Origin of the sequence: Kitasatospora arboriphila, from assembly GCF_039528095.1 — a bacterium.
In the GTDB taxonomy this organism is placed as follows: Bacteria; Actinomycetota; Actinomycetes; order Streptomycetales; family Streptomycetaceae; genus Kitasatospora; species Kitasatospora arboriphila.
This window is the reverse complement of the sequence record NZ_BAAALD010000105.1, coordinates 1-25,867: the sequence shown is the minus strand read 5'-3', so window position 1 is coordinate 25,867 and position 25,867 is coordinate 1. Positions and strand designations below refer to the sequence as shown.

At 74.4% G+C, this 25,867-nt stretch carries 19 protein-coding genes; 7 read left to right on the top strand and 12 right to left on the bottom strand.

Annotation, left to right across the window (positions count from 1 at the left end; genetic code table 11):
- Window positions 1–159: 159 nt before the first annotated feature.
- A complete protein-coding gene (locus ABD353_RS33760) occupies window positions 160–2,238 on the bottom strand; it encodes an ATP-binding SpoIIE family protein phosphatase (RefSeq protein ID WP_344627510.1) in 2,079 nt (692 codons plus the stop codon).
- 151 nt (window positions 2,239–2,389) lie between these two features.
- On the opposite strand from ABD353_RS33760, the gene ABD353_RS33755 reads away from it, so the two are divergent.
- Window positions 2,390–4,063: a SpoIIE family protein phosphatase gene (locus ABD353_RS33755; protein WP_344627509.1), complete on the top strand. Its 1,674-nt coding sequence runs from the start codon at window positions 2,390–2,392 to the stop codon at window positions 4,061–4,063.
- 39 nt (window positions 4,064–4,102) lie between these two features.
- Here the strand turns inward: ABD353_RS33755 and ABD353_RS33750 are convergent, their stop codons facing one another.
- Window positions 4,103–6,184, bottom strand: a complete 2,082-nt coding sequence (locus tag ABD353_RS33750) for an MDR family MFS transporter (protein WP_344627508.1) — start codon at window positions 6,182–6,184, stop codon at window positions 4,103–4,105.
- A gap of 101 nt (window positions 6,185–6,285) precedes the next feature.
- Between ABD353_RS33750 and ABD353_RS33745 the strand changes: the two genes are divergently transcribed.
- Together ABD353_RS33745 and ABD353_RS33740 are read left to right on the top strand one after the other, a co-directional pair.
- Window positions 6,286–6,813 carry a 2'-5' RNA ligase family protein gene (locus ABD353_RS33745; RefSeq protein ID WP_344627507.1) on the top strand — a complete coding sequence of 176 codons (528 nt, stop codon included), beginning with the start codon at window positions 6,286–6,288 and terminating at the stop codon, window positions 6,811–6,813.
- Window positions 6,814–6,895: 82 nt separating this feature from the next.
- Window positions 6,896–8,428: an ATP-dependent DNA ligase gene (locus ABD353_RS33740; protein WP_344627506.1), complete on the top strand. Its 1,533-nt coding sequence runs from the start codon at window positions 6,896–6,898 to the stop codon at window positions 8,426–8,428.
- On the opposite strand, the gene ABD353_RS33735 is transcribed toward ABD353_RS33740, so the two are convergent.
- Entirely contained in the window at window positions 8,417–9,382 is a 966-nt protein-coding gene (locus ABD353_RS33735) for an RluA family pseudouridine synthase (RefSeq protein WP_344627505.1), read from the bottom strand. The two genes, ABD353_RS33740 and ABD353_RS33735, sit on opposite strands and share 12 nt — an antisense overlap.
- A gap of 118 nt (window positions 9,383–9,500) precedes the next feature.
- Between ABD353_RS33735 and ABD353_RS33730 the strand changes: the two genes are divergently transcribed.
- Complete coding sequence (locus tag ABD353_RS33730; RefSeq protein WP_344627504.1) at window positions 9,501–13,220, top strand: SpoIIE family protein phosphatase; 3,720 nt, start codon at window positions 9,501–9,503, stop codon at window positions 13,218–13,220.
- A gap of 129 nt (window positions 13,221–13,349) precedes the next feature.
- Window positions 13,350–13,637 (top strand): hypothetical protein, encoded by a 288-nt coding sequence (locus ABD353_RS33725; protein WP_344627503.1) that lies wholly within the window; start codon window positions 13,350–13,352, stop codon window positions 13,635–13,637.
- A gap of 84 nt (window positions 13,638–13,721) precedes the next feature.
- Here the strand turns inward: ABD353_RS33725 and ABD353_RS33720 are convergent, their stop codons facing one another.
- From ABD353_RS33720 to ABD353_RS33700, 5 genes are read right to left on the bottom strand one after another with little or no spacing between them, the layout of a single operon-like run.
- Window positions 13,722–14,489 carry a 3-oxoacyl-ACP reductase gene (locus ABD353_RS33720; RefSeq protein ID WP_030272339.1) on the bottom strand — a complete coding sequence of 256 codons (768 nt, stop codon included), beginning with the start codon at window positions 14,487–14,489 and terminating at the stop codon, window positions 13,722–13,724.
- A gap of 5 nt (window positions 14,490–14,494) precedes the next feature.
- Window positions 14,495–15,859: an aldehyde dehydrogenase family protein gene (locus ABD353_RS33715; RefSeq protein ID WP_344627502.1), complete on the bottom strand. Its 1,365-nt coding sequence runs from the start codon at window positions 15,857–15,859 to the stop codon at window positions 14,495–14,497.
- 53 nt (window positions 15,860–15,912) lie between these two features.
- Window positions 15,913–16,611 carry a gamma-glutamyl-gamma-aminobutyrate hydrolase family protein gene (locus ABD353_RS33710; RefSeq protein ID WP_344627501.1) on the bottom strand — a complete coding sequence of 233 codons (699 nt, stop codon included), beginning with the start codon at window positions 16,609–16,611 and terminating at the stop codon, window positions 15,913–15,915.
- Window positions 16,608–17,966, bottom strand: coding sequence for a glutamine synthetase family protein (locus ABD353_RS33705; protein WP_344627500.1), 1,359 nt, complete (start codon window positions 17,964–17,966; stop codon window positions 16,608–16,610). The genes ABD353_RS33710 and ABD353_RS33705 overlap by 4 nt, the downstream gene beginning before the upstream one ends.
- On the bottom strand, window positions 17,963–19,540 hold the full coding sequence (locus ABD353_RS33700) for an amino acid permease (RefSeq protein ID WP_425555310.1): 1,578 nt from the start codon (window positions 19,538–19,540) through the stop codon (window positions 17,963–17,965). Before ABD353_RS33700 ends, ABD353_RS33705 begins: the two co-directional genes overlap by 4 nt.
- Window positions 19,541–19,739: 199 nt before the next feature.
- Here ABD353_RS33700 and ABD353_RS33695 point away from each other — a divergent pair, with 199 nt between their 5' ends.
- Both ABD353_RS33695 and ABD353_RS33690 read left to right on the top strand, forming a co-directional pair.
- Window positions 19,740–20,471 (top strand): FadR/GntR family transcriptional regulator, encoded by a 732-nt coding sequence (locus ABD353_RS33695; RefSeq protein WP_344627499.1) that lies wholly within the window; start codon window positions 19,740–19,742, stop codon window positions 20,469–20,471.
- 57 nt (window positions 20,472–20,528) lie between these two features.
- The gene (locus tag ABD353_RS33690; RefSeq protein WP_344627498.1) at window positions 20,529–21,134 is read left to right on the top strand and encodes a hypothetical protein; all 606 of its coding nucleotides are present in this window, start codon (window positions 20,529–20,531) and stop codon (window positions 21,132–21,134) included.
- Window positions 21,135–21,185: 51 nt separating this feature from the next.
- Here the strand turns inward: ABD353_RS33690 and ABD353_RS33685 are convergent, their stop codons facing one another.
- From ABD353_RS33685 to ABD353_RS33670, 4 genes are all read right to left on the bottom strand, one after another.
- Complete coding sequence (locus tag ABD353_RS33685; RefSeq protein WP_344627511.1) at window positions 21,186–22,346, bottom strand: acyl-CoA dehydrogenase family protein; 1,161 nt, start codon at window positions 22,344–22,346, stop codon at window positions 21,186–21,188.
- Window positions 22,347–22,354: 8 nt separating this feature from the next.
- Window positions 22,355–23,590, bottom strand: a complete 1,236-nt coding sequence (locus tag ABD353_RS33680) for a CaiB/BaiF CoA transferase family protein (RefSeq protein WP_344627497.1) — start codon at window positions 23,588–23,590, stop codon at window positions 22,355–22,357.
- A gap of 166 nt (window positions 23,591–23,756) precedes the next feature.
- Complete coding sequence (locus ABD353_RS33675) at window positions 23,757–24,266, bottom strand: YbaK/EbsC family protein (RefSeq protein WP_344627496.1); 510 nt, start codon at window positions 24,264–24,266, stop codon at window positions 23,757–23,759.
- A gap of 472 nt (window positions 24,267–24,738) precedes the next feature.
- Window positions 24,739–25,770, bottom strand: coding sequence for a DUF6777 domain-containing protein (locus ABD353_RS33670; protein WP_344627495.1), 1,032 nt, complete (start codon window positions 25,768–25,770; stop codon window positions 24,739–24,741).
- Between the last annotated feature and the right edge of the window lie 97 nt (window positions 25,771–25,867).

The following is a 25,867-nucleotide window of genomic DNA, read 5'->3' as shown; positions in this document are numbered from 1 at the left end:
TGGGGCGGTCCATGGGAGCGGGCTCCGGTGGCTAGTGCTGGTCTGACGGTTCGCGTCGAGTCCCGCCGCGCGGCGCGGATCGTCGGACGGGCCCCGCGGTTCGGGCGGCAGCCGGGTGGACTGCAGCCGGGGTGGACTGCAGATCATCCAACGAGTTGATCATGCGATGGTTGCGGCCCGCACGGACTCGGGGACGGGCTGCTCGGACCAGACGGTCTTGCCGCGCTCGCCGTACCGGGTGCCCCAGCGGCGGCTCAGGTGCATCACCAGGAACAGGCCGCGGCCGCCCTCGTCCCCGCTGCGGGCGAGCCGCATGTGCGGGGCGGCCGAGTTGCTGTCGGAGACCTCGCAGAGCAGCCCGCGGTCGCGGATCAGCCGCAGCCGCACCGGCCCGCGGCCGTAGCGGATGGCGTTGGTGACCAGCTCGCTGACGATCAGTTCGGTGTCCGCGGCGACCGCCTCCAGTCCCCAGGCGGCGAGTTGCTGGGAGACGAGGGTGCGCGCGGTGGAGACCACGGCCGGGTCGGCGGGCAGCGTCCACAGCGCGACCCGGTCGCTGCCGAAGAGCTTCGTCCGGGCGAGCAGCAGCAGCGCGTCCTCGTCGAGCCGGTGCGGGACGGCGGCGTACGCGACGTCGTCGCACAGTTCGCGCAGGCTGCGGTCGGGGTGGGCGAGCAGCCTGCGCAGCCGGTTCCGGCCGGAGCGGTCGCCGGTGTCGGAGCCGGCGGTGAGGCCGCGGGTGTGCAGGGCGAGGAGGCTGCCCTCGGGCAGTTCGGCGTGGACCGCCTCGTAGCCCTCGCCGCCGCCGCGGCCGAGCGCCGGGCCGACGGGCACCTCGAAGTCCAGCAGGCTGCCGTCGCGGGCGATCGGCACCAGCGGCGGGTGGCCGGCGGCGGCCGCGCTGCACCGGCCGGTCACCGGGTCGTAGACGAGGTAGAGGCAGCTGGCGAGGACGGGCGGCTCGCCCGGTTCGGGGACGGTCTCCTCCGCCAGCCGCCGGACGGTCTCGTCGAGGACGCCGAGCAGTTCGTCGGCCGGCAGGTCCTGCCGGGCCAGGGTCTGCACGACGGTGCGCAGCTGGCCCATGGTGGCGGCCGCCTCGACGCCGCGTCCGGCGACGGTGCCGCAGACCAGGGCGACCCGGCCGCCGGAGAGCGGGACGACGTCGAACCAGTCGGCCCCGGCGTCACCGGACAGGTGCAGGTAGGCGGTGTCGACGGCGGGCAGGTCGGGCGGGCGGACGGGCAGCAGCCGGCGCTGCAGGGCGGTCGCGATGGTCCGCTCGTGCAGGTACTGCCAGGCCCGGTGGACGCTGAGCGTCGTCCGGTCGGCCAGCTCCGCCGCCAGTTCGAGGTCCCCCTGGTCGAACGGCTCCTCGGTGACCGTGCGGACGAAGACGGCGAGGCCGAGCGCGGTGCCGTGCACGGTGAGCGGCGCGACGATCAGCGAGTGCGCGCCGGCCTCGGCGAGCCGCCGGGCCCGCACCGGGTCGGCCGCCAGCAGCGGCTCGTCCGGGGTGAGGTGGGCGATCAGCCGGGGGCGGTGGTCGTGCATGCTCTGGCTGAGCACGGTCGGGAAGTGCAGGGAGGTCAGCTCGCCGTCCGGTGTCCTGGTCCGGAACTCCTCCACGGAGCGCAGCACCACCCGGCGCAGCGGCGCGTCCGCGGCGACCGGGCCGGCCTGCAGCCGGCGGCCCCGCAGCACGTCGTCCAGCAGGTCGACGATCACGACGTCGGCGAAGCGCCCGATCGCCACCTCGGCGAGTTCGCCGACGGTCGCGGAGGCGTCCAGGGTCGAGCCGATCAGCCGCTGGGCGTCGTGCAGGATCGCCAGCCGGTCCGCGGTGTTCTGCTGCTCGGTGACGTCCTCGGCCATCACGGCGAGGCCGAGCACCCGGCCGCCGGGGGCGTTCAGCCGGAAGACCGACAGCGACACCACCATCCGCTTGCTGTCGTCGTGCGGGAGGACGCCGGAGACCCGCAGGCGCCGCACCGAGTTGCCGGTCGCCAGCACGGACCGGGCGACCTCGGTCAGCTTCTCGTGCGGGAACCCGGGGGCGAACTCCTCCACCGTCCGGCCGACCACGGCGTCCGGCGGCATGCCGCGCATGCCGCGTGCCGCGGTGTTGAAGCGCACCACCCGGAGCTCCGGATCGAGCACGAACAGACCGGCCGGGGCACGGGTGAACAGCGCCTCCAGCAGAGCGGCGTCGGTGCGGACGCGGTCGTTCGGCTGCACGGGTGCACCCCTCTCCGGGCCTAGGGCTCGCTCTCCACCTTGTCAGCGCCCGGGCGGGCGGCAAGTCGGCGCCGGGCCGGGTGCGGATGCAGCCGCCCGGCCCGCCCGCGACGATGGAGGACAGACCTGCTGCCGGAAGGCGGTGACGCCCGTGCCCCACGACCACGTGTGGCGTGCACTGCCGTCCCCCGTGCGCGAGCTGCTGGAGGGCACACCGGGCGCGGTCGGCGTCCTCGACACCGACCTGCGGTACGTGTACGTCAACACCGCGCTGGCCCGGCTGAACGGCGCCCCGGCCGCCGACCACATCGGCCGCACCATCGCCGAGGTCGTACCCGGCATCGACGCCCGGCTCGACGTGCTGCGCGCCGTGCTCGCCGACGGCGTCCCCCGCGAGACCACCTCCAGCGGCCAGACCCGGGTGCCCTCCCCGCTCGCCCGGCGCTACTTCCACGGCGCCTACCACCGGCTGGAGGTGGACGGCACGGTCGTCGGCATCGCCGGCATCGTGCTGGAGGTGACCGCCTCCCGGCAGCAGCAGAACGAACTGGAACGCGCCCGCGAGCGGCTCGCCATGCTCGACAGCGCCTCCACCCGGATCGGCACCACCCTCGACATGGACACCACCTGCGTCGAACTCGCCCGCTTCCTCGTCCCCGAGCTCGGCGACGCCGCCTCGGTGGACGTGCTGCCGCCCGAGGAGGCCCCCGCCGCGCACACCCTCCCCGGCGTCCTGCGGCTGCTCCGCGCCTCCCTGGTCTCCGTGCCCGAACTGGAGGAGACGGCGGCGGCCCTCGGCAAGGCCGGCGAGCACATCGACCACCAGCCCGGCTCGGCCGCCCGACGGGCGCTGGAGAGCGGCCGCCCGGTGATCGAGAACATGCCGGCCGACGACCGCCTCGGCCGGGCCGCGGCCCACCCCGACCGGCTGGCGGCGCTGCGCCGCGGCGGCGTGCACTCCGGCCTGGTGGTGCCGCTGCTGGCCCGCGGCCGCGCCCTCGGCACGGTCACCCTGATCCGGGCCGGCAGCTCGCCGGTGTTCACCCCGGAGGACACCGTGGTGGTCGCGGACCTGGCGCTGCGGGCCGCCGTCAGCATCGACAACGCCCGCCGCTTCACCCGCGAGCACGGCATCGCCCTCGACCTGCAGCGCGCCCTCCTCGCCGAGCCCGGCGCCCCGCACCCGGGCCTCGAAGTGGCCTTCCGCTACCGGCCCGCCGGGGCGAGTGCCCTGGTCGGCGGCGACTTCTACGAGACGGTGGCCCGCCCGGACGGCAGCACCCTGCTGGCCATCGGCGACGTGATGGGGCACAGCCTGGAGGCCGCCGTCGAGATGAGCCACTACCAGGCGATGCTGCGGATGGTCGCCGCCGGGAACCTGTCGCCCGGCCGCGTCCTGGACCGGATGGACCGGCTGACCGCGCCGCTCGCCACCGGGCGCCCGGCGACCTGCCTCGCGGTGGTGATGTCCCCGCGGACCGGCACCTGCACCTTCGCCAGCGCCGGGCACCTGCCGCCGGCCCTGGTCTCCCCCGACGGGACGGTCCGCCTGCTGTCGGTCGAGCCGGGTCCGCCGCTCGCCACCGGGTTCGGCGGGTTCCCCGAGGTGACGGCGCAGTGCCCGCCCGGCCACCACCTGCTGCTCTACACCGACGGGCTGGTCGAGCGCCGCGACGAGGCCATCGACGCCTCGCTCGCCCGGCTGACCCACCTGCGGCTCCCCCCGCACGCCGGCGGCGAACAACTCCTGGACGCCGTCCTCACCGGCCTCTCCCCCACCGCCGACGACGACGTCGCGCTCCTCACAGCCACCCTGCGGGACTGAGGAACCCGGCACACGGGGCTGCCCGCCCCTGACCGCGCCCTAGTGCTTGCCGGCCCCCGCCGGGTCACCCAGTTCGCGGGACGGGAGGCCCTCGGTGAGGTCCTCGGCGATGAGGCGTTTGGCGATGGTGTGGACGGCGTCGCGGAGTTCGGCGCTGCGGGGGCGGCCCGCCTCCTGCTCCAGCTGGTCGTTCAGCCACTGGGCCCAGGCGCCGCCGATCCGCTCGGCCTCCCGCTGCCCCGCCTCGGTGTGCATGTAGTAGCCGTTCACCCGGGACAGCCAGCCCTCGCCGACGGCCCGGTCGAAGACCGGTTCGAGCACCTCGCCGGGCAGCCGCCGGCGGGCCGCGATCAGGGTGAGCGAGGCGTGGCCGACCGTCCGGGTGAACAGTTCGACCTGCATGACGGCCCAGGCCACGGCGATGTCCAGCCGGGTGCCGGACCGGGCGACGACGTCCCGGGCGGTGTCCTGGTCGGTGCCTCGGATGATCTTGGCGACGGAGAGTTCGAGCACCCGTGCCGAGTCCCCGGAGACGGGCGAGGCGAACCCCTCCCCCATGTCGGTGGAGGAGGCGCGGGTGGAGTCGCGCAGCTTCACCTGCTTGAGGAAGAGCGCGACGACGAAGCCGACCGCGGCCACCGGCACCGCCCAGAGGAACACGGTGTGCAGGGCGTCCGCGTAGGCGTCGACGATCGGTGCGGCCTGGTCGGCGGGCAGCGCGTGCAGGTCCTTCGGGTTCTGGGCGGCGTTCACCAGGACGGCCGGGTCGGCGCCGGTGAGCCGGGCGGAGGTGGCGATGCCCTCGGCGAGCCGGTCACCGAGGGTGTTGGTGTAGACGGTGCCGAACACGGCCGTGCCGAAGGAGCTGCCCAGGGTGCGGAAGAATGTGACGCCGGAGGTGGACGTGCCGAGGTCGGCGTAGTCGACGGTGTTCTGCACGGCGATGGTGAGCACCTGCATGCACAGGCCGATGCCGGCGCCGAGCACCAGCATGTAGAGCGACTGCAGCCAGCTCGGGGTGTCGGCGTCCATCAGCGACAGCAGGTACAGGCCGACGCCCATCACGGCCGAGCCGACGATCGGGAAGATCCGGTAGCGGCCGGTGCGGCTGACCATGGTGCCGCTGAACACCGAGGCGATCAGCAGGCCGAAGACCATCGGCAGGGTCCGTACGCCGGAGACGGTGGCCGAGTCCCCGTCGACGTACTGCAGGAAGGTCGGCAGGAAGGTCAACGCGCCGAGCATCGCGAAGCCGACGATGAAGCTGAGCACCGCGCAGACCCTGAAGACCGGGTTGCGGAACAGCCGCATCGGCAGCATCGGCTCGGCGGCCCGGGTCTCCACCCAGCAGAACAGTCCGAGGGCGACGGCGCCGCCGACGAACAGGGCGAGGATGACCGGCGAGCTCCAGGCGTACTTGTTGCCGCCCCAGCTGGTCGCCAGGATCACCGCGCTCGCGCCGACGGCGACCAGCGCGATGCCCAGGTAGTCGATCACCGGGCGGCCGGGGGCCCGCACCGAGGGGATCGTCCGGGCCGCGGCGAGCACCACCACGATCGCGATCGGCACGTTGACGTAGAACGCCCAGCGCCAGGTCAGGTGGTCGGTGAACAGGCCGCCGAGCAGCGGGCCGATGACGGTGGCCACGCCGAAGACCGCGCCGATCGCGCCCTGGTACTTGCCGCGTTCGCGCAGCGGGATCACGTCGGCGATCAGCGCCATCGAGGTGACCATCAGGCCGCCCGCGCCGACGCCCTGCATGGCCCGCCAGGCGATCAGCATCAGCATGTCGGTGGACAGGCCGCACAGGAACGAGCCGGTGATGAACACGATCGCCGACACCTGGAAGACCAGCTTGCGGCCGAACAGGTCGCCGAACTTGCCGACCAGCGCGGTGGTGACCGTCTCGGCGAGCAGGTACGAGGTGACCACCCAGGACATGTGCTGGGCGCCGCCGAGGTCGGAGACGATCGTCGGCAGCGCGGTGCCGACGATCGTCTGGTCGAGGGCGGCCAGCAGCATGCCGAGCATGATCGTGACGAAGACGACGTTGCGCTGCCGCCGGTCCAGGACGGGCGGCGCGGCGGCCGGGGCCGGCGGGCTGCTCTCGGTGGTGGTCACTCTCGCATGGTCGCCCGGCGGGCGGCCGGGCGCCCGCGTAGGGCCGCCGCCGCGGTGAACCCGTCGGCGGGGGCGCCGGGGCCGGGCCGTAGCGTGGGCCCATGCAGACCGTCGAGCTGACCTGCGCGCCCGCCCTCGACACGGCGGTGCGCGAGGTCTGGCAGCAGCTCTCGGGGGCCGGCCTCCCGAGCCTCGCCCACAACACCCACCCCGGGCACCGGCCGCACCTCACCCTCGCCTCCTGCGGGGCGGCGCCCGAGGGGGCGCTCGACGCGGTCGGCGAACTGCTGGCCGAGGCGCTGCCGCTGCCGGTCCGGCTGACCGGGCTGCTGTCGTTCTCGGCGCGCAGCCGTCGGCGGGTGCTGAGCTGGGCGGTGGTCCCGACCTTCGAACTGGTCGACCTGCACCGCCGCGTCTGGCTCCTGCTGGACGGCGCCGCGGACCCCGACCCGCACTACCTGCCCGGCCGGTGGGCCCCGCACATCGGCCTGACCCGACGGCTGGAGCCCGAGGAGCTGGCACTCGCCCACACCGTGGTCGGCCGCCACCCCGACCTGACCGGCAGCTTCGACGCGGGCCGCAGCTACGACACCCTCACCGGCACCACCGTCCCCCTCGGCCCGCTCTGACCGGTCGCGGGCCGGGACCGGCGGCGGCCGCGCCGGCGGGGCAGGATGGCAGGCAGTGACCCGCCGCGGGAGGGAGTCGGCCGTGCTGGAACGCGTCGCCCGGGCGTCGGAGGCCGTGGCCGCCGAGCCGGGCCGGACGGCGAAGATCGCCCTGCTCGCGGGCTGCCTGCGCGACCTCGGCCCGCAGGAGGCCCCGGCGGCGGTCGCCCTGCTCTCCGGCGAATCCCGCCGGATGCGCGTCGGCGTCGGCTACGCGGCGCTGCGCGAGCTGCCCCCGCCCGCCGCGGAGGCCACGCTCGGGACGGCCGAGACCGAGGCCCTGCTCGGCGACCTGGCGGCGGTGCACGGCCGCGGCGCGCAGGCCGCCCGGCGCACCCTGCTCGACTCCCTCTTCGGACGGGCCACCGCCCCCGAACAGCGGCTGCTGCGCGGCGTGCTGGTCGGCGAACTACGGCAGGGCGCGCTGGACGGCGTGATGGCGGAGGCCGTCGCCAGGGCCGCCGGGGTGCCCGCCCCGGCGGTGCGACGGGCGCTGATGTTCCGCGGCTCGGCCCGGGCGGTCGCCGAGGCGGCGCTCACCGGCGGGGCGGCGGCGCTGGCCGCCTTCGGACTGGAGGTCGGCCGGCCGGTGCGGCCGATGCTGGCCTCCTCCGCACCGGGCGTCGCCGAAGCACTGGCGAAGGTCTCCCCCGCGGCCCTGGAGTGGAAGCTGGACGGGATCCGGGTGCAGGTGCACCGGTCGGGCGGCGAGGTGGGGGTGTTCACCCGCAGCCTGGACGACATCACCGCCCGCGTCCCCGAACTCGTCGAGGCCGCCCTGGCCCTGCCCGTCCGCGCCGCCGTCCTGGACGGCGAGGCGATCGCCCTGGGCCCGGACGGCAGACCCCGGCCGTTCCAGGTGACGGCCGCGCGCACCGCCTCCCGGCAGGACCCGGAACGGCTGCGGGCCGAGGTGCCGCTGCACCCCTACTTCTTCGACCTGCTGCACCTCGACGGCACCGATCTGGTGGACGAACCGGGCGAACGCCGCTGGGCCGCCCTCGCCGGCCTGGTCGACGAACCGCGGCGGGTGCCCCGGCTGGTCACCGCCGACCCGGAGCAGGCCGCCGGCTTCCTCGCCGACGCGCTCGGCCGCGGCCACGAGGGCGTGGTCGTCAAGGACCTCGCGGCACGGTACGAGGCGGGCCGCCGCGGCGTCGGGTGGATCAAGGTGAAACCGCACCACACCCTGGACCTGGTGGTGCTGGCCGCCGAGTGGGGCACCGGGCGGCGCCGCGGGTGGCTGAGCAACCTGCACCTGGGGGCGCGGTCCGGCGGCGAGGCGGGCCTGCCGGAGTGGGTGATGCTCGGCAAGACCTTCAAGGGGCTGACGGACGAACTGCTGGCCTGGCAGACCCGGGAGCTGCTCGCGCGGGAGACCGGCCGCGGCGACCACGACGTGCAGGTCCGTCCGGAGCTGGTGGTCGAGGTCGCCTTCGACGGCCTCCAGCGCAGCCCCCGCTACCCGGCCGGACTGGCCCTGCGGTTCGCCCGGGTCGTCCGCTACCGCCCCGACAAGACCGCCGCCGAGGCCGACACCGTCGCCACCGTCCGGGGGCTCGCCTCAGCACACTAGGGACCCGTGGGGGTTGCCCCAGGTTTCGGGGGAGGTCCAGGCGGCCAGGGTGCGGCGGCTTTCGAAGTGGAGCGGCTCCTTGCTCACCGGGTCGGTGAACTCCAGGACGGCGCCCAGCAGTTGGAGCGGGCGGCGGAAGTCGTCCGGGGCCGGCTCGGTGAGCACCTGCGGGTAGAGCGGATCGCCGAGGATCGGCAGCCCGAGCGAGGCCATGTGCAGGCGCAGCTGGTGGGTGCGGCCGGTGTGCGGGTGCAGCCGGTACCGGCCGAGGCCGTCGCGGTGCTCGGCGAGCTCGATCCGGCTCTCGCTGTTGGGCTCCCCGGGGACCTCGAAGGCGGCGAGCTCGCCGCGTTCCTTGACGATCCGGCTGCGGACGGTGACCGGCATCGGCCGCTGCGGGTCGAGCCCGGCGATCGCCTCGTACTCCTTGCGGACCGCGCGGCGTTCGAACAGGCCCTGGTAGGCGCCGCGCAGTTCGGGGCGGACGACGAACAGCACCAGTCCGGCGGTGAGCCGGTCGAGCCGGTGGGCGGGGCTGAGGCCGGGCAGGCCGAGGTCGCGGCGCAGCCGGGCGAGGGCCGTCTCGGTGACGTGCCGGCCGCGCGGGGTGGTGGACAGGAAGTGCGGCTTGTCGACCACGAGGATCCGTTCGTCCCGGTGCAGGACGTCGACGGCGAAGGGCACCGGGGTCTCCGGCTCCAGGTCCCGGTGGAACCAGACGTAGCCGCCGGGCCGGTAGGGGGTGTCGGCGGTGAGCGGGCCGTCGGTGGTGACGAAGACGCCCGCCTGCAGCATGTCGGCGACCCGCTCGGGGCCGACCGCCCGGCCGTAGCGCTCCAGCAGGTACGCGCCCGCGGTGGGCCACGGCCCGTCCGGCGGCAGCCGGAGCCGGACCGCGTCGATGCCGTCCCGCTGCGGCAGCGGGCTCGCCGGGATGCCTGGCCTGCGTCTCACCGTGCGAACCCTATCGGCCGCACCGGGACGCCCGTACGGCCGTGCGCTCCTCTGGGCGGGCTCCGGCTGCCATGGGAGGATGGCAGGGCGGAAGGCCGATCTCTGGACGGTGCCTGGCATGGACAATCCCGAGCAGGGCACGAGCTCCCCGAACCGCCGGGATCCGGCTGCGGAGGGGCCCGACGGGCACGCCCACGACGGGCTGCTCATGGTGCCGATCGCGACGGCGTTGATCGCCGAGGACGGGCGCATCCTGCACTGGAGCCGCGACGCGGAGACCCTGCTCGGCTACAGCACCGAGGAGGCGATCGGCGAGTTCGCCGCGAACCTGCTGATCACCGACGACCAGCGGGACGACGTGCTGACCCTGTTCGACCACATCGTCAGCGGTCGGGCCTGGTCCGGGGTGTTCCCGGTGAAGCACCGCGAGGGCCACCACGTGAACCTGGAGTTCCGCACCCACCCCATCGCCGGGCCCGACGGGCGGCCGCTCGTCCTCGCGGTGGCCTCGGACGTCACGGCGCTGCGCCGCCTGCAGGCGGACCTCGCCGTGCTGGACGGCTTCTTCACCCAGTCACCGGTCGGCATGGCCGTGTACGACTCGGAGCTGCGCTTCGTCCGGCTGAACAGCGCGCTGGCGAAGATCAACGGTCTGCCGGTCGCCGAGCACCTCGGCCGGCGGGTCACCGAGGTGCTGCCCGGCATCAACGGCCGCGAGGTCGAGGCGGTGATGCGCAAGGTCCTGGACGGCGGGCCGCCGGTGGTCGACTCCCGTTCGCACGGCCGCACCCCGAGCGACCCGACGCACGACCACGCCTGGTCGGCGTCGTACTTCCGGCTGGACGAGCCCGGCGGGCAGGTGCTGGGGGTCAGCTCGACCATCGTCGACGTCACCGAGCGGTACCGGGCCGAGCACGCCGCGGCGATGGCCCGCGAGCGGCTGACGGTGCTCGCCGAGGCCACCGTCTCCATCGGCACCACGCTGGACCTGCGGCAGACCGCGCGGGAGCTCGCCGAGGTGATCGTGCCGCGGCTGGCCGACGCGGTCGGCGTGTTCGCCCTGGAGCACCTCGTCTCCGGCGCCGAGGCGACCGCCGGCGAGGACGGGCTGCGGGTGCGCCGGCTCGCCGTCGCCACCGCCGATCCGGAGCACCCGATCGGCGAGCTGCCGACCGAGGCGGTGTACCGGATCCCGCCGGGATCGGTGTACGAGCAGGCGCTGAGCTCCGGCCGGACGATCGTCGCCCCCAACTGGGACCTGCCGCTGCTCGCCGACGAGGCGCTCACCGAGCGCGTCCGCGACTACCTGGACGACCGGCCGCGGCCGGTGCGGGTCGCACCGCTGGTCGCCCGCGGCACCGTGCTCGGCATGGTGGTGTACTCGCGCAGCCCGGAGCGGGAGGGCTTCGGCCCGGAGGACAGCACCCTCGGCGACGAACTGGCCTCCCGGGCCGCCGTCGCCATCGACAACGCCCGGCTCTACCTGCACCAGCAGCAGACCGCGCAGGCCCGCGAGCAGGCCCTCACCGAGGCCCGCGCCGCACAGGAGCGGCTCGCCCTGGTGAACGCCGCCTCGGCCCGGATCGGCACCACCCTCGACCTCGCGCAGACCGCCCGGGAGCTCGCCGAGACGGCCAGCCCGCGACTCGCCGACACCGTCGTCGTCGAGGTGCTGGACGCCCTGGTTCGCGGCGCCGAGACCGGGGCGCCCGGCCGCGCCGACCGGTCCGCGGTGCTGCGCCGGATGGCCTTCCACACCGTGCCGGGCAGCGGCATGAGCCCGGTCTCCCCGGTCGGCAGCGTGCACCGCTTCCACCCGTCGACGCCGTACGCCTGGGTGCTCGCCCACCGCAGGCCGGTGCTGCTGCCGGAGCTGGACGAGCCGACCCTCAACTGGTTCAACGACGACCCGGAACGGGCCGCGGCCGTCCGCGAGCAGCGGGTCCGCTCGGTCATGGTGGTGCCGCTGATCGCCCGCGGCTCCGCCGTCGGCGTGGCCACCTTCTACCGCAGCGTCACCGAGCGCCCGTACGACCAGGAGGACCTGCGCCTCGCCGGGGAGCTCGCCTCCCGGGCCGCCGTCGCCATCGACAACGCGCTGCTCTACACCCGGGAGCGGGACGCCGCCGAGCAGCGCCAGCGCGCCCTGGAGGCGGCCGGCGCCGCGCAGGCCCGGCTCGCCCTGCTGAACGAGGCGTCCACCCGGATCGGCACCACGCTCGACCTGCAGCGCACCGCGCAGGAGCTGATCGACGTGGTGATCCCGCGGTTCGCCGACTTCGTCACCGTCGACCTGCTGGAGTCGGTGCTGGAGGGCGACGAGCCCGAGCCGGTGCCCCGGGACGGCTCGGTGATGCTGCGGGCCGTCGCAGTCGGCGAGGTCGGCGCGAGCGGCACCATGATCGGCGCGGCCGACCCGGTCGGCGGCGGCTCGCGCTCCGCGCAGCTGTACGCGCAGAGCCTGCGCACCGGCCGGTCGATCCTGGTGCCGCACGTCGACGAGGCGGCGCTGCGCCGGATCGTCGCCCACCCGAACCGGATCGCCCCCAGCCTGGAGGCCGGCGTCCACTCGTACCTGATGGTGCCGCTGCTGGCCCGCGGCACGGTGCTCGGCGGCGTCGAGTTCGTCCGCACCCACAACCCGGAGTCCTTCACGCACGCCGACGTGGCGCTCGCCGAGGAGCTCGCCGCCCGGGCCGCCGTCTGCATCGACAACGCCCGGATCTACCGCCGCGAGCGGGACACCGCGCTCACCCTGCAGCGCAGCCTGCTGCCGCAGGACGTGCACCGCACCCCCGGCCTGGAGATCGCCCACCGCTACCTGCCCAGCAGCGTGATCAGCGAGGTCGGCGGCGACTGGTTCGACGTGGTGCCGCTCAGCGGCGGCCGGGTCGCGCTGATCGTCGGCGACGTGATGGGCCACGGCATCCGGGCCGCCGCCACCATGGGCCAGCTGCGCACCGTCGCCCGGACGCTGATCACCCTGGAGATGGACCCGGCCCGGGTGCTGCGCCGGCTCGACGACGCGGCCGCCGCGATCGGCGAGGGCCAGTTCGCCACCTGCGTCTGCGTGCTCTTCGACCCGGTCGACCGGATCTGCACCGCCGCCACCGCCGGCCACCTGCCACCGGTGATCGCCCGCGCCGACGGCTCCACCGAACTGCTCGAACTGCCGCCCGGCGCGCCGCTCGGCGTCGGCGGCGTGCCCTTCGAGTCGGTGCACACCACGCTCGACGAGGACGCCATCCTCGTCCTCTACACCGACGGCCTGGTCGAACGCCGCGGCCGCGACCTCGACGAGGGCATCGACCTGCTGCGCCGCACCGTCGCCGAGCGCCGCAGCTCGCTGGAGCAGACCTGCGACGCGGTGCTGGCCGCGCTCGGCGCCGCCGCCGGGCAGGACGACATCGCGGTGATCATGGCGCACTCGCGACCGATCGGCAGCGACCGGCTCGCCACCCTCACCCTGGCCGGGGACCGCGCCATGGTCCGGCACGCCCGGCGGTTCGCCCGCGAGACGCTCACCGAATGGGGCCTGAACGGGCTCACCGACATGGTCGAGCTGCTGACCAGCGAACTGATCACCAACGCCCTGGTGCACGCCGGCGCCCCCGTGCAGCTGCGGATGTTCCGCAACCAGGTGCTCACCGTGGAGGTCGCCGACCGGGACCGGCACGAGCCCCGGCTGCGCCGCGCCCGGGCCGAGGACGAGGGCGGCCGCGGCATGCACCTGGTCAACGAGCTGGCGCACCGCTGGGGCGTGCGCGCAACCAAGGACGGCAAGGTCGTCTGGTACGAGCTGGAGCTGCCGCCCGGCGCCGCCCGGGGCGCCGCCTGATCTCACCCGGACGGCGCACGGGCTGCTCCGTCGAGGTGAGGCGGGCGGGTGATCGGGCCGTGTCGGTTCGTACGCGGGCGGTGCGCGCCGCAGGATCGGTGCCGTCCGGCTTCCCGACCAGGAGGACTCATGCGCTCCAGCCTTGCCAGGATCACCACCGCCGCGCTCATCTCCGGCCTCGCCGTCTTCGGCACCGCGGGCGCGGCCGGCGCCCACGGCTCGCTCGCCGTCGGCGGCGACGCCAGCTCCGCCGAGGGCGGGGCCCTCGCGGTCGGCGGCATCGCCGACGAGCTGATCGAGCACGCGCTCGCGGTGGGCGGCGACGCCTCCTCCGCGGAGGGTGCGGCCCTCGCCGTGGGCGGCGACGCCTACGGCTACGGCATCGGCGTCGCGGTCGGCGGGGACTCGTCCTCCTGACCCCGTACGGCCCGACCCCGCAGGACCGGCGACTGCCGGGCGGCTCCCCCCGAGGCCGCCCGGCCGTCGCCGGTCCCGCAGGCGCTACTGCGGGGTGACGTAGGCGCCGGAGATGCCGCCGTCCACCAGGAAGGTGTTGGCGGTCATGAACGAGGAGTCGTCACTGGCCAGGAAGGCCACCGCCGCGGCGATCTCCTCCGGCTCGGCGAACCGGCCGAGCGGGATGTGCACCAGGCGGCGGGCGGCCCGCTCCGGGTCCTTCGCGAACAGCTCCTGCAGCAGCGGGGTGTTCACCGGCCCCGGGCAGAGCGCGTTGATCCGGATGCCCTCCCGGGCGAACTGCACGCCCAGCTCCCGCGACATCGCCAGCACGCCGCCCTTGGAGGCGGAGTAGGAGATCTGCGAGGTCGCCGCGCCCATCACCGCCACGAACGAGGCGGTGTTGATGATCGAGCCCCTGCCCTGCCGCTGCATGTGCGGGATCGCGTACTTGCAGCACAGGTAGACGCTGGTCAGGTTGACGTCCTGGACGCGCTTCCACGCCTCCAGGCCGGTGGTGAGGATGGAGTCGTCGTCCGGCGGGGAGATGCCCGCGTTGTTGAACGCGATGTCCAGGCTGCCGTACTCCTCGACCGCCCGCTCGTACATGGCGCGCACCGCCGCCTCGTCGGTGACGTCGGCCTGCACGAACAGGCCGCCGACCTCGTTCGCCGCCTTGGCGCCGGTCTCCTCGTCGAGGTCCACGCAGACGACCTTGGCGCCCTCGGCGGCGAACCGCCGCGCGGTGGCCAGGCCGATGCCGCTGCCCGCTCCGGTGATGACCGCCACCCGGCCGTCCAGTCGCTTGGTCATGCTGGTCACTCCTCCGTGGAGATGAAGACGTTCTTGGTTTCGGTGAAGGCGCTGAGGGCGTCCGGGCCGAGCTCACGGCCCAGACCGGACTGCTTGAATCCGCCGAACGGCGTCGAGTACCGCACCGAGGAGTGCGAGTTGACGGACAGGTTGCCCGCCTCCACGCCGCGGGCGACCCGCAGCGCGCGGCCCACGTCCCGCGTCCAGATGGAGCCGGACAGGCCGTAGTCGGTGGCGTTGGCGATCCGCAGGGCGTCCTCCTCGCCGCGGAACGGCACCACCGCCACCACCGGGCCGAAGATCTCCTCGGTGAACGCCCGGTCGTCGTGCCGCACCGGCGCCAGCACGGTCGGCGGGTACCAGAATCCCGGCCCCTCCGGCGCACTGCCGCGGAAGGCCGCCTCCGTCACGTAGGAGGCCACCCGCTCCCGGTGCACAGCCGAGATCAGCGGGCCCATCTCGGTCTTCTCGTCCGCCGGGTCGCCGACCCGCACCCCGCGGACGGCCGGCTCCAGCAGCGCCATGAAGTCCTCGAAGACCGACTCCTCGACCAGGATCCGGGAGCGTGCGCAGCAGTCCTGGCCGGCGTTGTCGAAGACCGCGTAGGGCGCGGTGGCGGCGGCCTTCGCCAGGTCGGCGTCGGCGAAGACGATGTTGGCGCTCTTGCCGCCGAGTTCCAGGGTCACCGGCTTCACCTGCGCGGCGCAGCCCGCCATGATCTCCTTGCCGACCCGGGTCGAGCCGGTGAAGACCACCTTGCGGACGTCCGGGTGGGTCACGAAGCGCTGCCCGACCACCGGCCCGCGGCCCGGCAGGATCTCCAGCACGCCCTCCGGCAGGCCCGCCCGCAGGGCGAGTTCACCCAGGCGCAGGGCGGTCAGCGGGGTGAGCTCGGCCGGCTTCAGCACGACGGTGTTGCCCGCGGCGAGGGCCGGGGCGAAGCCCCAGGCGGCGATCGGCATCGGGAAGTTCCACGGCACGATGATGCCGACGACGCCGAGCGGCTCCTGGAAGGTCACGTCGATGCCGCCGGCCACCGGGATCTGCCGGCCGAACAGCCGTTCCGGGGCCGCGGCGTAGTACTCGATCACGTCGCGGGCGTTGCCCGCCTCCCAGCGGGCGTTGCCGACGGTGTGGCCGGCGTTGGCGACCTCCAGGGCGGCGAGGTGCTCGCGGACGGCGTCGACGGCCGCGGCGAACGCCCGCAGCAGCCGGGCACGGTCCGCCGGGGCGACCCGGCGCCACTGCTCGAACGCGGCCCGGGCCCGGGCGATCGCGGCGTCCGTCTCCGCGAGGCCCGCCAGGTCGACGGTGGCGATCACCTCCTCGGTCGCCGGGTTGACCACCTCGTAGCGGTCGGGGTCGGTCATCAGGTGCTCCTTGTCGGGTGGAGAAGCGACGCGGGCCGCGGCCGGGCCGGCGTTCATCCGCGGGCGGCCCGGGTCAGGGCCTCGAAGAGGCGGAGGTCGTCGGGGTCGGTCTCGGGGTGCCACTGGACGCCCAGGACGAAGCGGTGGTCCGGGAGTTCGACGGCCTCCACGGTCTCGTCCGCGCTCCAGGCGGTGGGCTGCAGGCCGGTGCCGAGGCGGGCGACGGCCTGGTGGTGGTAGCAGTTGACCTTGGTGTGCTCGCCGAGGATGCCGGCCAGCCTGCTGCCCGGCCGGATCCGCACCGGCTGCTGCACGAACACCGCCGGGACCTGCTGGTGGCTGCCGTCGGGCAGGTGCTGCAGCAGGCTGCCGCCGAGCGCCACGTTGAGCAGTTGCAGGCCTCGGCAGACGCCGAGCAGCGGCAGGTCGTGCGCCAGGGCGGCCGCCAGCACCTCGGACTCCCAGTCGTCGCGGGCCCGGTGGGGCTCCCCCGTGCGCGGGTCCGCGGCGGCGCCGTACCGGGCCGGGTCGATGTCGGCGCCGCCGGCGAGGACGACGCCGTCGAGCGCCTCGATCAGCCGGCCGACGCCGCCCGGCTGCGGGGGCAGCAGGACGGGCGTGCCGCCCGCCCGGGAGACCGCGTCGACGTAGGTCTGCGGGACGAGCGAGGCCGTCTGCCGCCAGACCGACCAGGCGGCCTCGTCCTGGTAGCTGGTGATGCCGATGAGCGGGCGGTGGTGCACGGGGCTCACAGCCGCTCGAATCCGCGGCGCCGCTCCCAGTCGGTCACCGCCCGGTCGTAGGCGGCGAGTTCGACCCGGCCGGCGTGCGCGTAGTGCCGGACGACGTCCTTGCCGAAGGCCTCGGTGGCGGCCTCGCTCGCCTCGAAGGCGTCCACCGCCTCGCGCAGGGTGGCGGGCACCCGGGGCGCGTCGGAGGCGTAGGCGTTGCCGGTGAACTCCGGTTCGAGTTCGAGCTGGTGCTCGATGCCGTGCAGCCCGGCGGCGATCAGCGCGGCGACCGCGAGGTAGGGGTTGACGTCGCCGCCGGGGACGCGGTTCTCGAAGCGCAGCGACGGGCCGTGGCCGACCACCCGCAGCGCGCAGGTGCGGTTGTCCCGGCCCCAGGCGACCGCGGTCGGCGCGAAGCTGCCGGGCACGAACCGCTTGTAGGAGTTGATCGTCGGGGCGAGCAGCAGCGCGAACTCCCGCAGGCAGGCGAGCTGCCCGGCGAGGAAGTGCTCCATGGTGCGGGAGAAGCCGTACGGGCCGTCGCCCGCCATCACCGGGGCGCCGGCGGCATCGCGCAGGCTCAGGTGGATGTGGCAGGAGTTGCCCTCGCGCTCGTCGTACTTGGCCATGAAGGTGAGGCTGCAGCCCTCCTGGGCGGCGATCTCCTTGGCGCCGGTCTTGTAGACCGCGTGGTTGTCGCAGGTGGTGAGGGCCTCGGCGTACTTGAAGGCGATCTCGTGCTGGCCGAGGTTGCACTCGCCCTTGGCGGACTCCACGGTGAGGCCGGCGCCGGACATCCCGTTGCGCAGCCGCCGCAGCAGCGGCTCGACCCGGGAGGTGCCGAGCACGGAGTAGTCGACGTTGTACTGGTTGGCCGGGGTGAGGCCGTGGTACGCGCGGTCCCAGGCCTGCTCGTAGGTGTCGCGGAAGACGATGAACTCCAGCTCGGTGCCGGCGTACGCCTGCCAGCCGTAGCCGGCCAGGCGCTCCAGCTGGCGGCGCAGGACCTGTCGCGGCGAGACGGTGACCGGGCGGCCGTCGTGGTGGTGGACGTCGCACTGGACCATCGCGGTGGCCGGGTGCCAGGGCACCATCCGCAGGGTGGCGAGGTCCGGGGTGAGGACGAGGTCGCCGTAGCCGCTCTCCCAGGAGGAGATGGCGTAGCCGTCCACGGTGTTCATGTCGGTGTCGACGGCGAGCAGGTAGCCGCAGCCCTCGGCGGCGCCGGGGACGACGTCGGAGAGGAAGTACTCGGCGGCGAGGCGCTTGCCCTGCAGGCGGCCCTGCATGTCGGTCATGGCGAGGACGACCGTGTCCACGGCGCCGTCGGCGACCAGCTCGCGCAGCCGGTCGAGGGTGAGCCTGGGGCTGCTCATCGGATCTCCAGTTCGGCTTCGAGGGCGGCGAGTTCCTCGGGCGTGCCGTGGACCTTGGGGCCGGTGAACCAGTGCCTGGCGGAGACCAGCCACCACAGGCCGGCGAAGCCGAGGACGACGGCGACCGCGACGGGTGTGTAGTTGAAGCTGACGGCGGTGACGGGGCTGACGGTGGGCAGCATGAACAGCACGGTGATCACGGCCGTCCAGCCGACCGCGACGGTCCCGATGATCCTGCTCCAGCGGCCCAGATGCCAGGGGCCGCGCTGGAAGGCGTCACCCTGGCGCAGTCTGAGGAATGTCGGGATGACGTACGAGATGTACAGGCCGATCACCGAGATGGAGGTGACCGCGGTGTAGGCGGTGGAGTTCCACAGCGCGGGCAGGCCGAGCAGCAGGGCGCCGCCGGTGGCGAGCCAGACCGCGTTGGTGGGGGTGTGGGTGCGCGGCGAGATCCGGTGCCAGAGGGCGGAGCCGGGCAGCGCGCCGTCCCGGGAGAAGGCGTAGATCATCCGGGAGTTGGCGGTGACGGAGGCCATGCCGCAGAAGAACTGGGCGCCGATCACGATGAGCAGCAGCAGCTTGGCGCCGGTGGTGCCGATCGCGTCGATGAAGATCTGTGCGGGCGGCACTCCGGTCGGGCCGTCGAGGGCGCCCTGGTAGTCCTGGATGGCGAAGGTGATGCCGAGCAGCAGCACCCAGCCGGCGACCAGCGAGACGGTGATCGCGTTGACGATGCCGCGCGGGCCGGAGCGGGCCGCGTCGTGGGTCTCCTCGGTCATGTGCGCGGAGGCGTCGTACCCGGTGAGGGTGTACTGGGCGAGCAGCAGGCCGAGCATGGCGACGTAGAACTGGCTGTGGAAGCCGGTGTTGTTGACGAACTCGGTGAAGACGAAGGACGCCGAGGCGTGCTTGGACGGCAGGATCGCGAGCGCGCCGACGATCACGGTGACGCCGACCAGGTGCCACCAGACGGAGACGTCGTTGAGGCGGGCGACCAGCTTCACGCCGAGGGTGTTGAGCAGGCCGTGCAGCAGCAGGATCACCGCGAAGATCTCCACGGTGTGCGCCGGGGTGGCCGCGAAGTCGAACTGCAGGGCGAGGAAGGCGTTGGTGAAGAACGCGGCGCCGTAGTCGACGCCCGCGGTCACGGCGACCTGGCCGAGGAAGTTGAACCAGCCGGTGAACCAGGACCAGGCGGCGCCGCGGCTGCGGGCCAGCTTGGCCGACCAGTAGTAGAGGCCGCCCGCGGTCGGGTAGCTGGAGCAGATCTCGGCCATCGCCAGGCCCACGCAGAGGGTGAGCAGGCCGACCAGCGGCCAGCCCCAGACGATCATCGCCGGGCCGCCGGTGTTCATGCCCATGCCGTACAGGGTCAGGCAGCCGGAGAGGATCGAGACGATCGAGAAGGAGACGGCGAAGTTGGAGAAGCCGGACATCGAGCGGGTGAGCTCCTGGGCGTAGCCCAGCTCGTGGAGCCGCTGTTCGTCGGCCGAAACCGGCGGGGTCGCCGCCGGAAACACGGGTGCGGGAGTGTGCTGTGCTGCCTGGTCGGGTGTGGGGTCGGCGGACATGGGCACCCCTGGGGAGTGAGGCGGGCCTGGACACGCGCAGCCACGGCGGTGTGGGTGCGCCCTCCGAACGTTCAATGGCCCGGAACCAGACCATTGGATGGGCAGCATCGTTCACCCTGGGTTCGGGGCACGTCAAGAGGGGCGCGGCGAAGGACCCGGCCGACCGGGGCCGGACGCCGGGGCTGGGTACGATGCCCGCGTGGACGAGGCAGGGATCGACTGGCAGGCGGGGGCGATCTTCCGGCCCGTCCGGACGGGCAACGCCTTCGAGGAGACCGTCGAACGGCTGCTGCAGGCCATCAAGCTCGGCGTCTTCGGCCACGGCGACCGGCTGCCCGCCGAACGCGAGCTCGCCGCCCGGCTCGGCATCGGCCGCGAGACCCTGCGCGAGGCGATCCGCTCGCTGCAGCAGGCCGGTGCGGTGGAGTCCCGCCGCGGCCGCTACGGCGGCACCTTCGTCACCTACCGGATGCCGCCGCCGGACGTCGCCGACCTGCGCCGCGCCGCCAGCGACCTCGGCGAGGAGCTGGAGGACGCGCTGACCTACCGGCTCGTCCTGGAGGCCGGCGCGGCCGAGACGGCGGCCCGCCGCGACCTCACCGCCGAGCAGCGCGCCTACCTGCGGCGGCGGCTCACCGACCTGGAGCAGGCCCCGCCGGAGGAGTACCGGCGGCTCGACTCCCGCTTCCACCTGGCGATCGCCGAACTCACCGGCTCCCGCTCCCTCGCCACCGCGATCGCCGAGGCCCGCATGCGGCTCAACGACCTGCTGAACGCGATCCCGATCCTGGACCGCAACATCGACCACGCCGCCCACCAGCACCGCGGCATGGTCGACGCGATCCTCGCGGGCGACGCCGACACCGCCCGCCGCGCCACCGAGGAGCACCTGGCCGCCACGGCCGCCCTGCTCCGCGGCTTCCTGGGCTGACGGGCACCGGCACGGGACGGGACAGGACGGACGACGATCACGAGGAGGGTGGGGACGGTGGCGGACACGTGGCCGGCGACAGGCCTGACGGAGTACCGGGACATCGGGGCCCGCGCAGCGGCGGTCTTCGACACGGCGGCCAGGCTGCCCGGGCAGGTGTTCGCGGCGCCGCCGGGCGAGGTGCTGTTCTGCGAGTTCGACGCGGTGCTGACGGAGGAGTTCTGGCCGGCGCTGCGCGACATGGCCCGGTGGCACGGTGACGACCGGGTGGATCTGCTGGTCCTCGAACAGGACGGCGGCCTCCCCGGGTGCGGCCGGTACCCGGCGGTGTCGCTGCCGGTCGGGGCCTGCGCGGAGGACTACTGGGCGGCGATCGGCTTCGATCCGGCGGACGGCGACGCCCTGGGGTCGATCGCGATTTCGGCGGACGTCGTCGCCGTGACCGGCCCGTCGGGGCGATGGGGGTGCTGGGGCGAGCGGGATCCCGAGGTCGCGGTCTTCCGCGGTTTCCCGTCTCCGGCCGTCCGGGACGCGTGGCGTGCCGAGCACGGGCCGTTCCTGGAGGTGTCGGGGGCACTGGCCTCGTACCTCCCTCCGACGTTCGGACGATCCGGCGTGCCGCAGTGGTACGCCGCCGAGCTGACCGCCCGTTACGGACGCTGAAGCCCCCGCCGGACGGATCCGGCGGGGGCTGCGGGGCCGGCGGGGCCGGGGTCAGCGGTAGGCGGGGATGCCGGTGAGGGCCTGGCCGATGACGAGGGTGTGGATCTCGCTGGTGCCCTCGTAGGTGAGGACGGACTCCAGGTTGTTGGCGTGGCGCAGCGGCGAGTAGTCCAGCGAGATGCCGTTGGCGCCGAGGATCGTGCGGCACTCGCGGGCGATGGCGATCGCCTCGCGGACGTTGTTGAGCTTGCCGACGCTGACCTGCTCGGGGCGGATCCGGCCCTGCTCCTTGAGGCGGCCGAGGTGGATCGCGAGCAGGGCGGCGTTGTTCACCGAGACCGCCATGTCGGCGAGCTTCTGCTGGGTCAGCTGGAAGCCGCTGATCGGTCGGTCGAACTGGATCCGGTCGCCGCCGTAGGCGAGGGCGGTCTGCAGGCAGTCGCGGGCGGCGCCGACCGCGCCGAACAGGATGCCGAACCGCGCCTCGTTCAGGCAGGACAGCGGTGCACCGAGCCCGCGGGCCTCCGGCAGCTGCGCGGAGGCGGGCAGCCGGACGTCGGCGAAGCTGAGCTCGGCGGTGGTGGAGGCGCGCAGCGACAGCTTCTGCTTGATCTCGCGGGCCTCGAAGCCGGGGGTGCCGCGCGGGACGAGGAAGCCGCGGACGCCCTCCTCGGTGGCGGCCCAGACGGTGGCGATGTCGGCGATCGCGCCGTTGGTGATCCACATCTTGGCGCCGTTGAGGATCCAGTCGCCGCCGTCGCGGACGGCCTTGGTGCGCATGCCGGCCGGGTTGGAGCCGAAGTCCGGCTCGGTGAGGCCGAAGCAGCCGATCGCCTCGCCGGCGGCCATCCGCGGCAGCCACTCCTGCTTCTGCTCCTCCGAGCCGTACCGGTGGATCGAGTACATCGCGAGCGAGCCCTGCACCGAGACGAAGCTGCGGAAGCCGGAGTCGGCGGCCTCCAGCTCCAGGCAGGCGAGGCCGTAGGCGACGGCCTGCGTGCCGGCGCAGCCGTAGCCCTCCAGGTGCATGCCGAGGACGCCGAGCTTGCCGAGCTCGGGGGCGATCTCCCGCGGGAAGTGCGCGTTCTCGAACCACTCGGGCAGGTTCGGGCGGACGTGGTCGGCGAGGAAGCGGGCCACGGTCGCCTGGATCTCCCGCTCCTCGTCGGTGAGCAGCGAGGGGATGTCGAGCAGGTCCAGCGGGTCCTTCATCGGGCCGGTCACGGGAGGTCTCCGTTCGTGGGGTGGTCCGCGGGGTTGTTCGCGGGGTTGTTCGCAGGGTTGTTCGCAGGCCGGTGGGGTGCGTCGAGCCAGGCGAGGAGTTCGTCGGTGTGCTCGCCGAGCCGTGGCGGGGCCAGGCGGTAGGCGGGCGGGGTGCGGGAGAGGCCGATCGGGTTGGCGACCAGGCCCTGGTCGGTGCGGGGCGAGAGTCCGAGGCGTTCGGCGAGGCCGAAGGCGCCGGCGAGGTCGTTGACCGGTCCGCAGGGGACGCCGAGCGGGGTGAGGTGCTCGAACCAGGCGGCGGCGGTGCGTTCGCGCAGCCGGCCGCCGAGCTCCACGGCGAGGTCCTCGACGTGCGCCACCCGGTCGGCGTTGGTGGTGAAGCGCGGGTCGTCGGCGAGGTCGGGGGCGTCCAGGCCGCGGCAGAGGGCGCCGAACTGGCGGTCGTTGCCGACCGCGACCACCAGCGGCCGGTCGGCGGCGCGGAAGACCTCGTACGGGGCGATGGAGGGGTGCCGGTTGCCGAGGATGCCGGGCACGGCGCCGGCCAGGGTGTAGCCGGCGGACTGGTTGACCAGGCTGGAGAGCAGCGTGGAGAGCAGGTTGACCTCGACGAGCTGGCCGCGGCCGGTGGTGTCGCGTTCGCGCAGGGCGGCCATGATGCCGAAGGCGGCGTGCAGTCCGGTGAGCACGTCGACCAGGGCCACCCCGGCCTTGACCGGCTGTCCGGGGCCCGGGCCGGTGACGCTCATCAGGCCGCCGACCGCCTGGATCAGCAGGTCGTAGCCGGGCAGTGCGGCGCCCTCGCCGGTGCCGAAGCCGGTGATCGAGCAGTACACGGCGCGCGGGTTGGCGGCGGCGACGTCCTCGTACGCGAGGCCGTGCTTGGCCATCGTGCCGGGGCGGAAGTTCTCCACCACCACGTCGGCGCGCCGGACGAGTTCGATGGCGCGGCGGCGGTCGTCCTCCTCGCGGAGGTCGAGGGTGAGCGAGCGCTTGTTGCGGTTGACCGAGAGGTAGTAGGTGGCCTGGCCGTCGGGCGCGTAGGGCGGCCCCCAGGCCCGGGTGTCGTCGCCGCCGTCCGGGCGCTCGACCTTGACCACGTCCGCGCCGAGGTCCGCGAGGAGCATCGTGGCGTACGGGGCGGCGAGCACCCGGCCGAAGTCCGCGACCAGCACTCCGGCGAGCGGCGCGCACGCAACCGCTGCTCCGGCGATCGATTCGGTCGGTTCCATCCCCATCGACACCTCCTTCGTTCGGCGTGGCACACATTCTGTGCACCCGAACCGCGGTTTGGCAGGCGACGAAATGGAGTGTCGCCAGGGGCGCCGGCTGGACGTTCCGTCCAGGTCCCCGCCGGCGCGGCGGCCGGGTGCGGGCGGTTCCGCCCGGTTCGAGGCGTCAGGCGGCGGGCGGGGCGGTCGACAGGTCCTCGACGACCTCGGCGCCCGGCAGGTGGGCCAGCAGCGCGCCCGGGGCGATCAGCAGCTTGCCGGCCCGGTCGCCGCCGCCGAGCACGATCTCGGTGCGGCCGAGCACCGGCGCGTCGACGTAGACCGGCATCCCGGGCGGCAGCGCCACCGGGGTCACCCCGCCGACCTGCATGCCGGTCAGCGCCACCGTCTCCTCGGCGCTCGCGAAGGAGACCCGGCGGGCGCCGAGCAGCCGCTTCACCGCCCGGTTGACGTCGAGCCGGCGGGTCGCCTGCACCAGGCAGGCGGCGTAGCGGCGCGGCTCGGTCTTGCCGACCACCAGGATGCAGTTGACCGAGTCCTCGAGCGTGTGGCCGTACTCCTCGCAGAACTGCGCGGTGTCGGCGAACGAGGGGTCGATCTCCAGCCAGGTGTACGGCACCGCCCAGCCGTCCAGAACGGCGCGGACGGACCCGGCGATACTCTGCGTGCTCTCCATGTGCCCCGAAGCTACCAGCCGGTCGCCGCCGTCCGGCAGAACGGTGGCGACACGGCCGCCACGGGCGCCGCGCGGCGGTTCGGTCCGCCGCGGCGAGCAGTCCGGCCGGGAGGCCGAGCGCGGCGAGCAGGACGAGGACGAGCTCCTCGGCGTGCGGGTCGGACTCGGCGCCGAGCACGGCCGCCAGCGCCTCGTGGTCGGCCCCCAGGCCGTGGGCGGCGGCCCGGTCCGCGGCGGTGGCGGCGGTCTCGGCCGGGTCGCCGAGCCGGTCCTGCGGGCAGTCGTGGTCGAGGGCGGCCTCCGGCGAATCCCGTGCCCGCACAGGAGGAGCTGTCTTCAAGGGCACTCGGGTGGTCGGTTCAGGGGCGCGTGGGGGCAGCGCCCCTACGAGGCATCCGTACGCATTGACGACACGCATCGGCGCCCGGCGGCGCCGACAGGGCGGTGCCCGGCAACCGGGGCGTGGTCAGGGCTACGGCGAGACCGGCGCGGCGGGCGACTGCGGGGCCGAGGAGGCGCCCCCGGCGGACTTGCTGGACGAGCCCGCGCCGGCCGAGGAGTAACTACTCCCGCCCTTCGAGGCGGGCGCCGAGCTGGGCGGCGCCGACGGCGAGCCGGACTCGGAGCCGGACGGGCCGGAGCTCGGCGGGATCGAGGGCGGCGTGGAGGTCGACGGCGAGCCGGAGGACGGGGAGCCGCTCGACGGGGAGCCGGAGGAGCCGGAGGAGCCCGAGGAGCCCGAGGTGGACGGGGAGCCGGAGGACGAGGACGTCGTCGGCGGCATCGTCACGTTCGTGGTGTCGTTGTGGCCCGTCCCGCCGGTCGGCCGGCCGAACGCGGTGCCGTTCGGGTCCACCAGGACGACCGTCTGGATCGGCTGCGGCGCGGGCGTCACGGTGACCACCTGGTGGCCGTTGAAGCCCGCCCAGGGCTGCCCGTTGTAGCTGGCGGGGGCACCCGGGTCGACCGGCGGCGTCAGCGGGTTGCCGCAGGCGCAGCGGACCCGCGGCACGCCCTGGTTGTCGATCAGCACGGCGGTGCCGGTCTGCAGCACCGCCTGGTAGGCGGTGGCCTGGCCGTTGCTGTAGCCGTGGTTGGTGACGCGGGTGTCGGCGCGCAGCACCACCGGGGTGAGGCCCTTGAGGTAGCCGTCGATCTGGTTCGGCTCGATGCCCTCGACGCCGGCCCAGGCCTTGGCCTTGTCCGGGTTGGCGGCGAGGTAGGCGCTGAGCTTGGGCACGTCGCAGCTGGCGACGTTCATGGTGCCGCCGTAGAGGCCGACGTCGCCGCCGCTGCGGTTGCCGCCGGTCGGCGGCGCGACGGTCGCACCGGCGGTCGGGGCGGCGTTCTGTCCGGCGACGGAGTCGGTGAACGGGGCCTGCCCGGCGGAGCCGGCCGGCTGCAGGGCGACGGGCTGGGCCGCCGCGGTGGAGCCGGAGCCCCCGGAGAGCACCAGGCCGAGGACGACGCCGAGCACCACGGCGGCGATGCCCGCGGGCAGCACCGTCCGGGGGTTGCGCCACCACGGCGGGCGCCCGCGCCCGCCCCCGCCGGCCCCCCCCCCCCCCCCCCCCCCCCCCCCCCCCCCCCCCCCCCCCCCG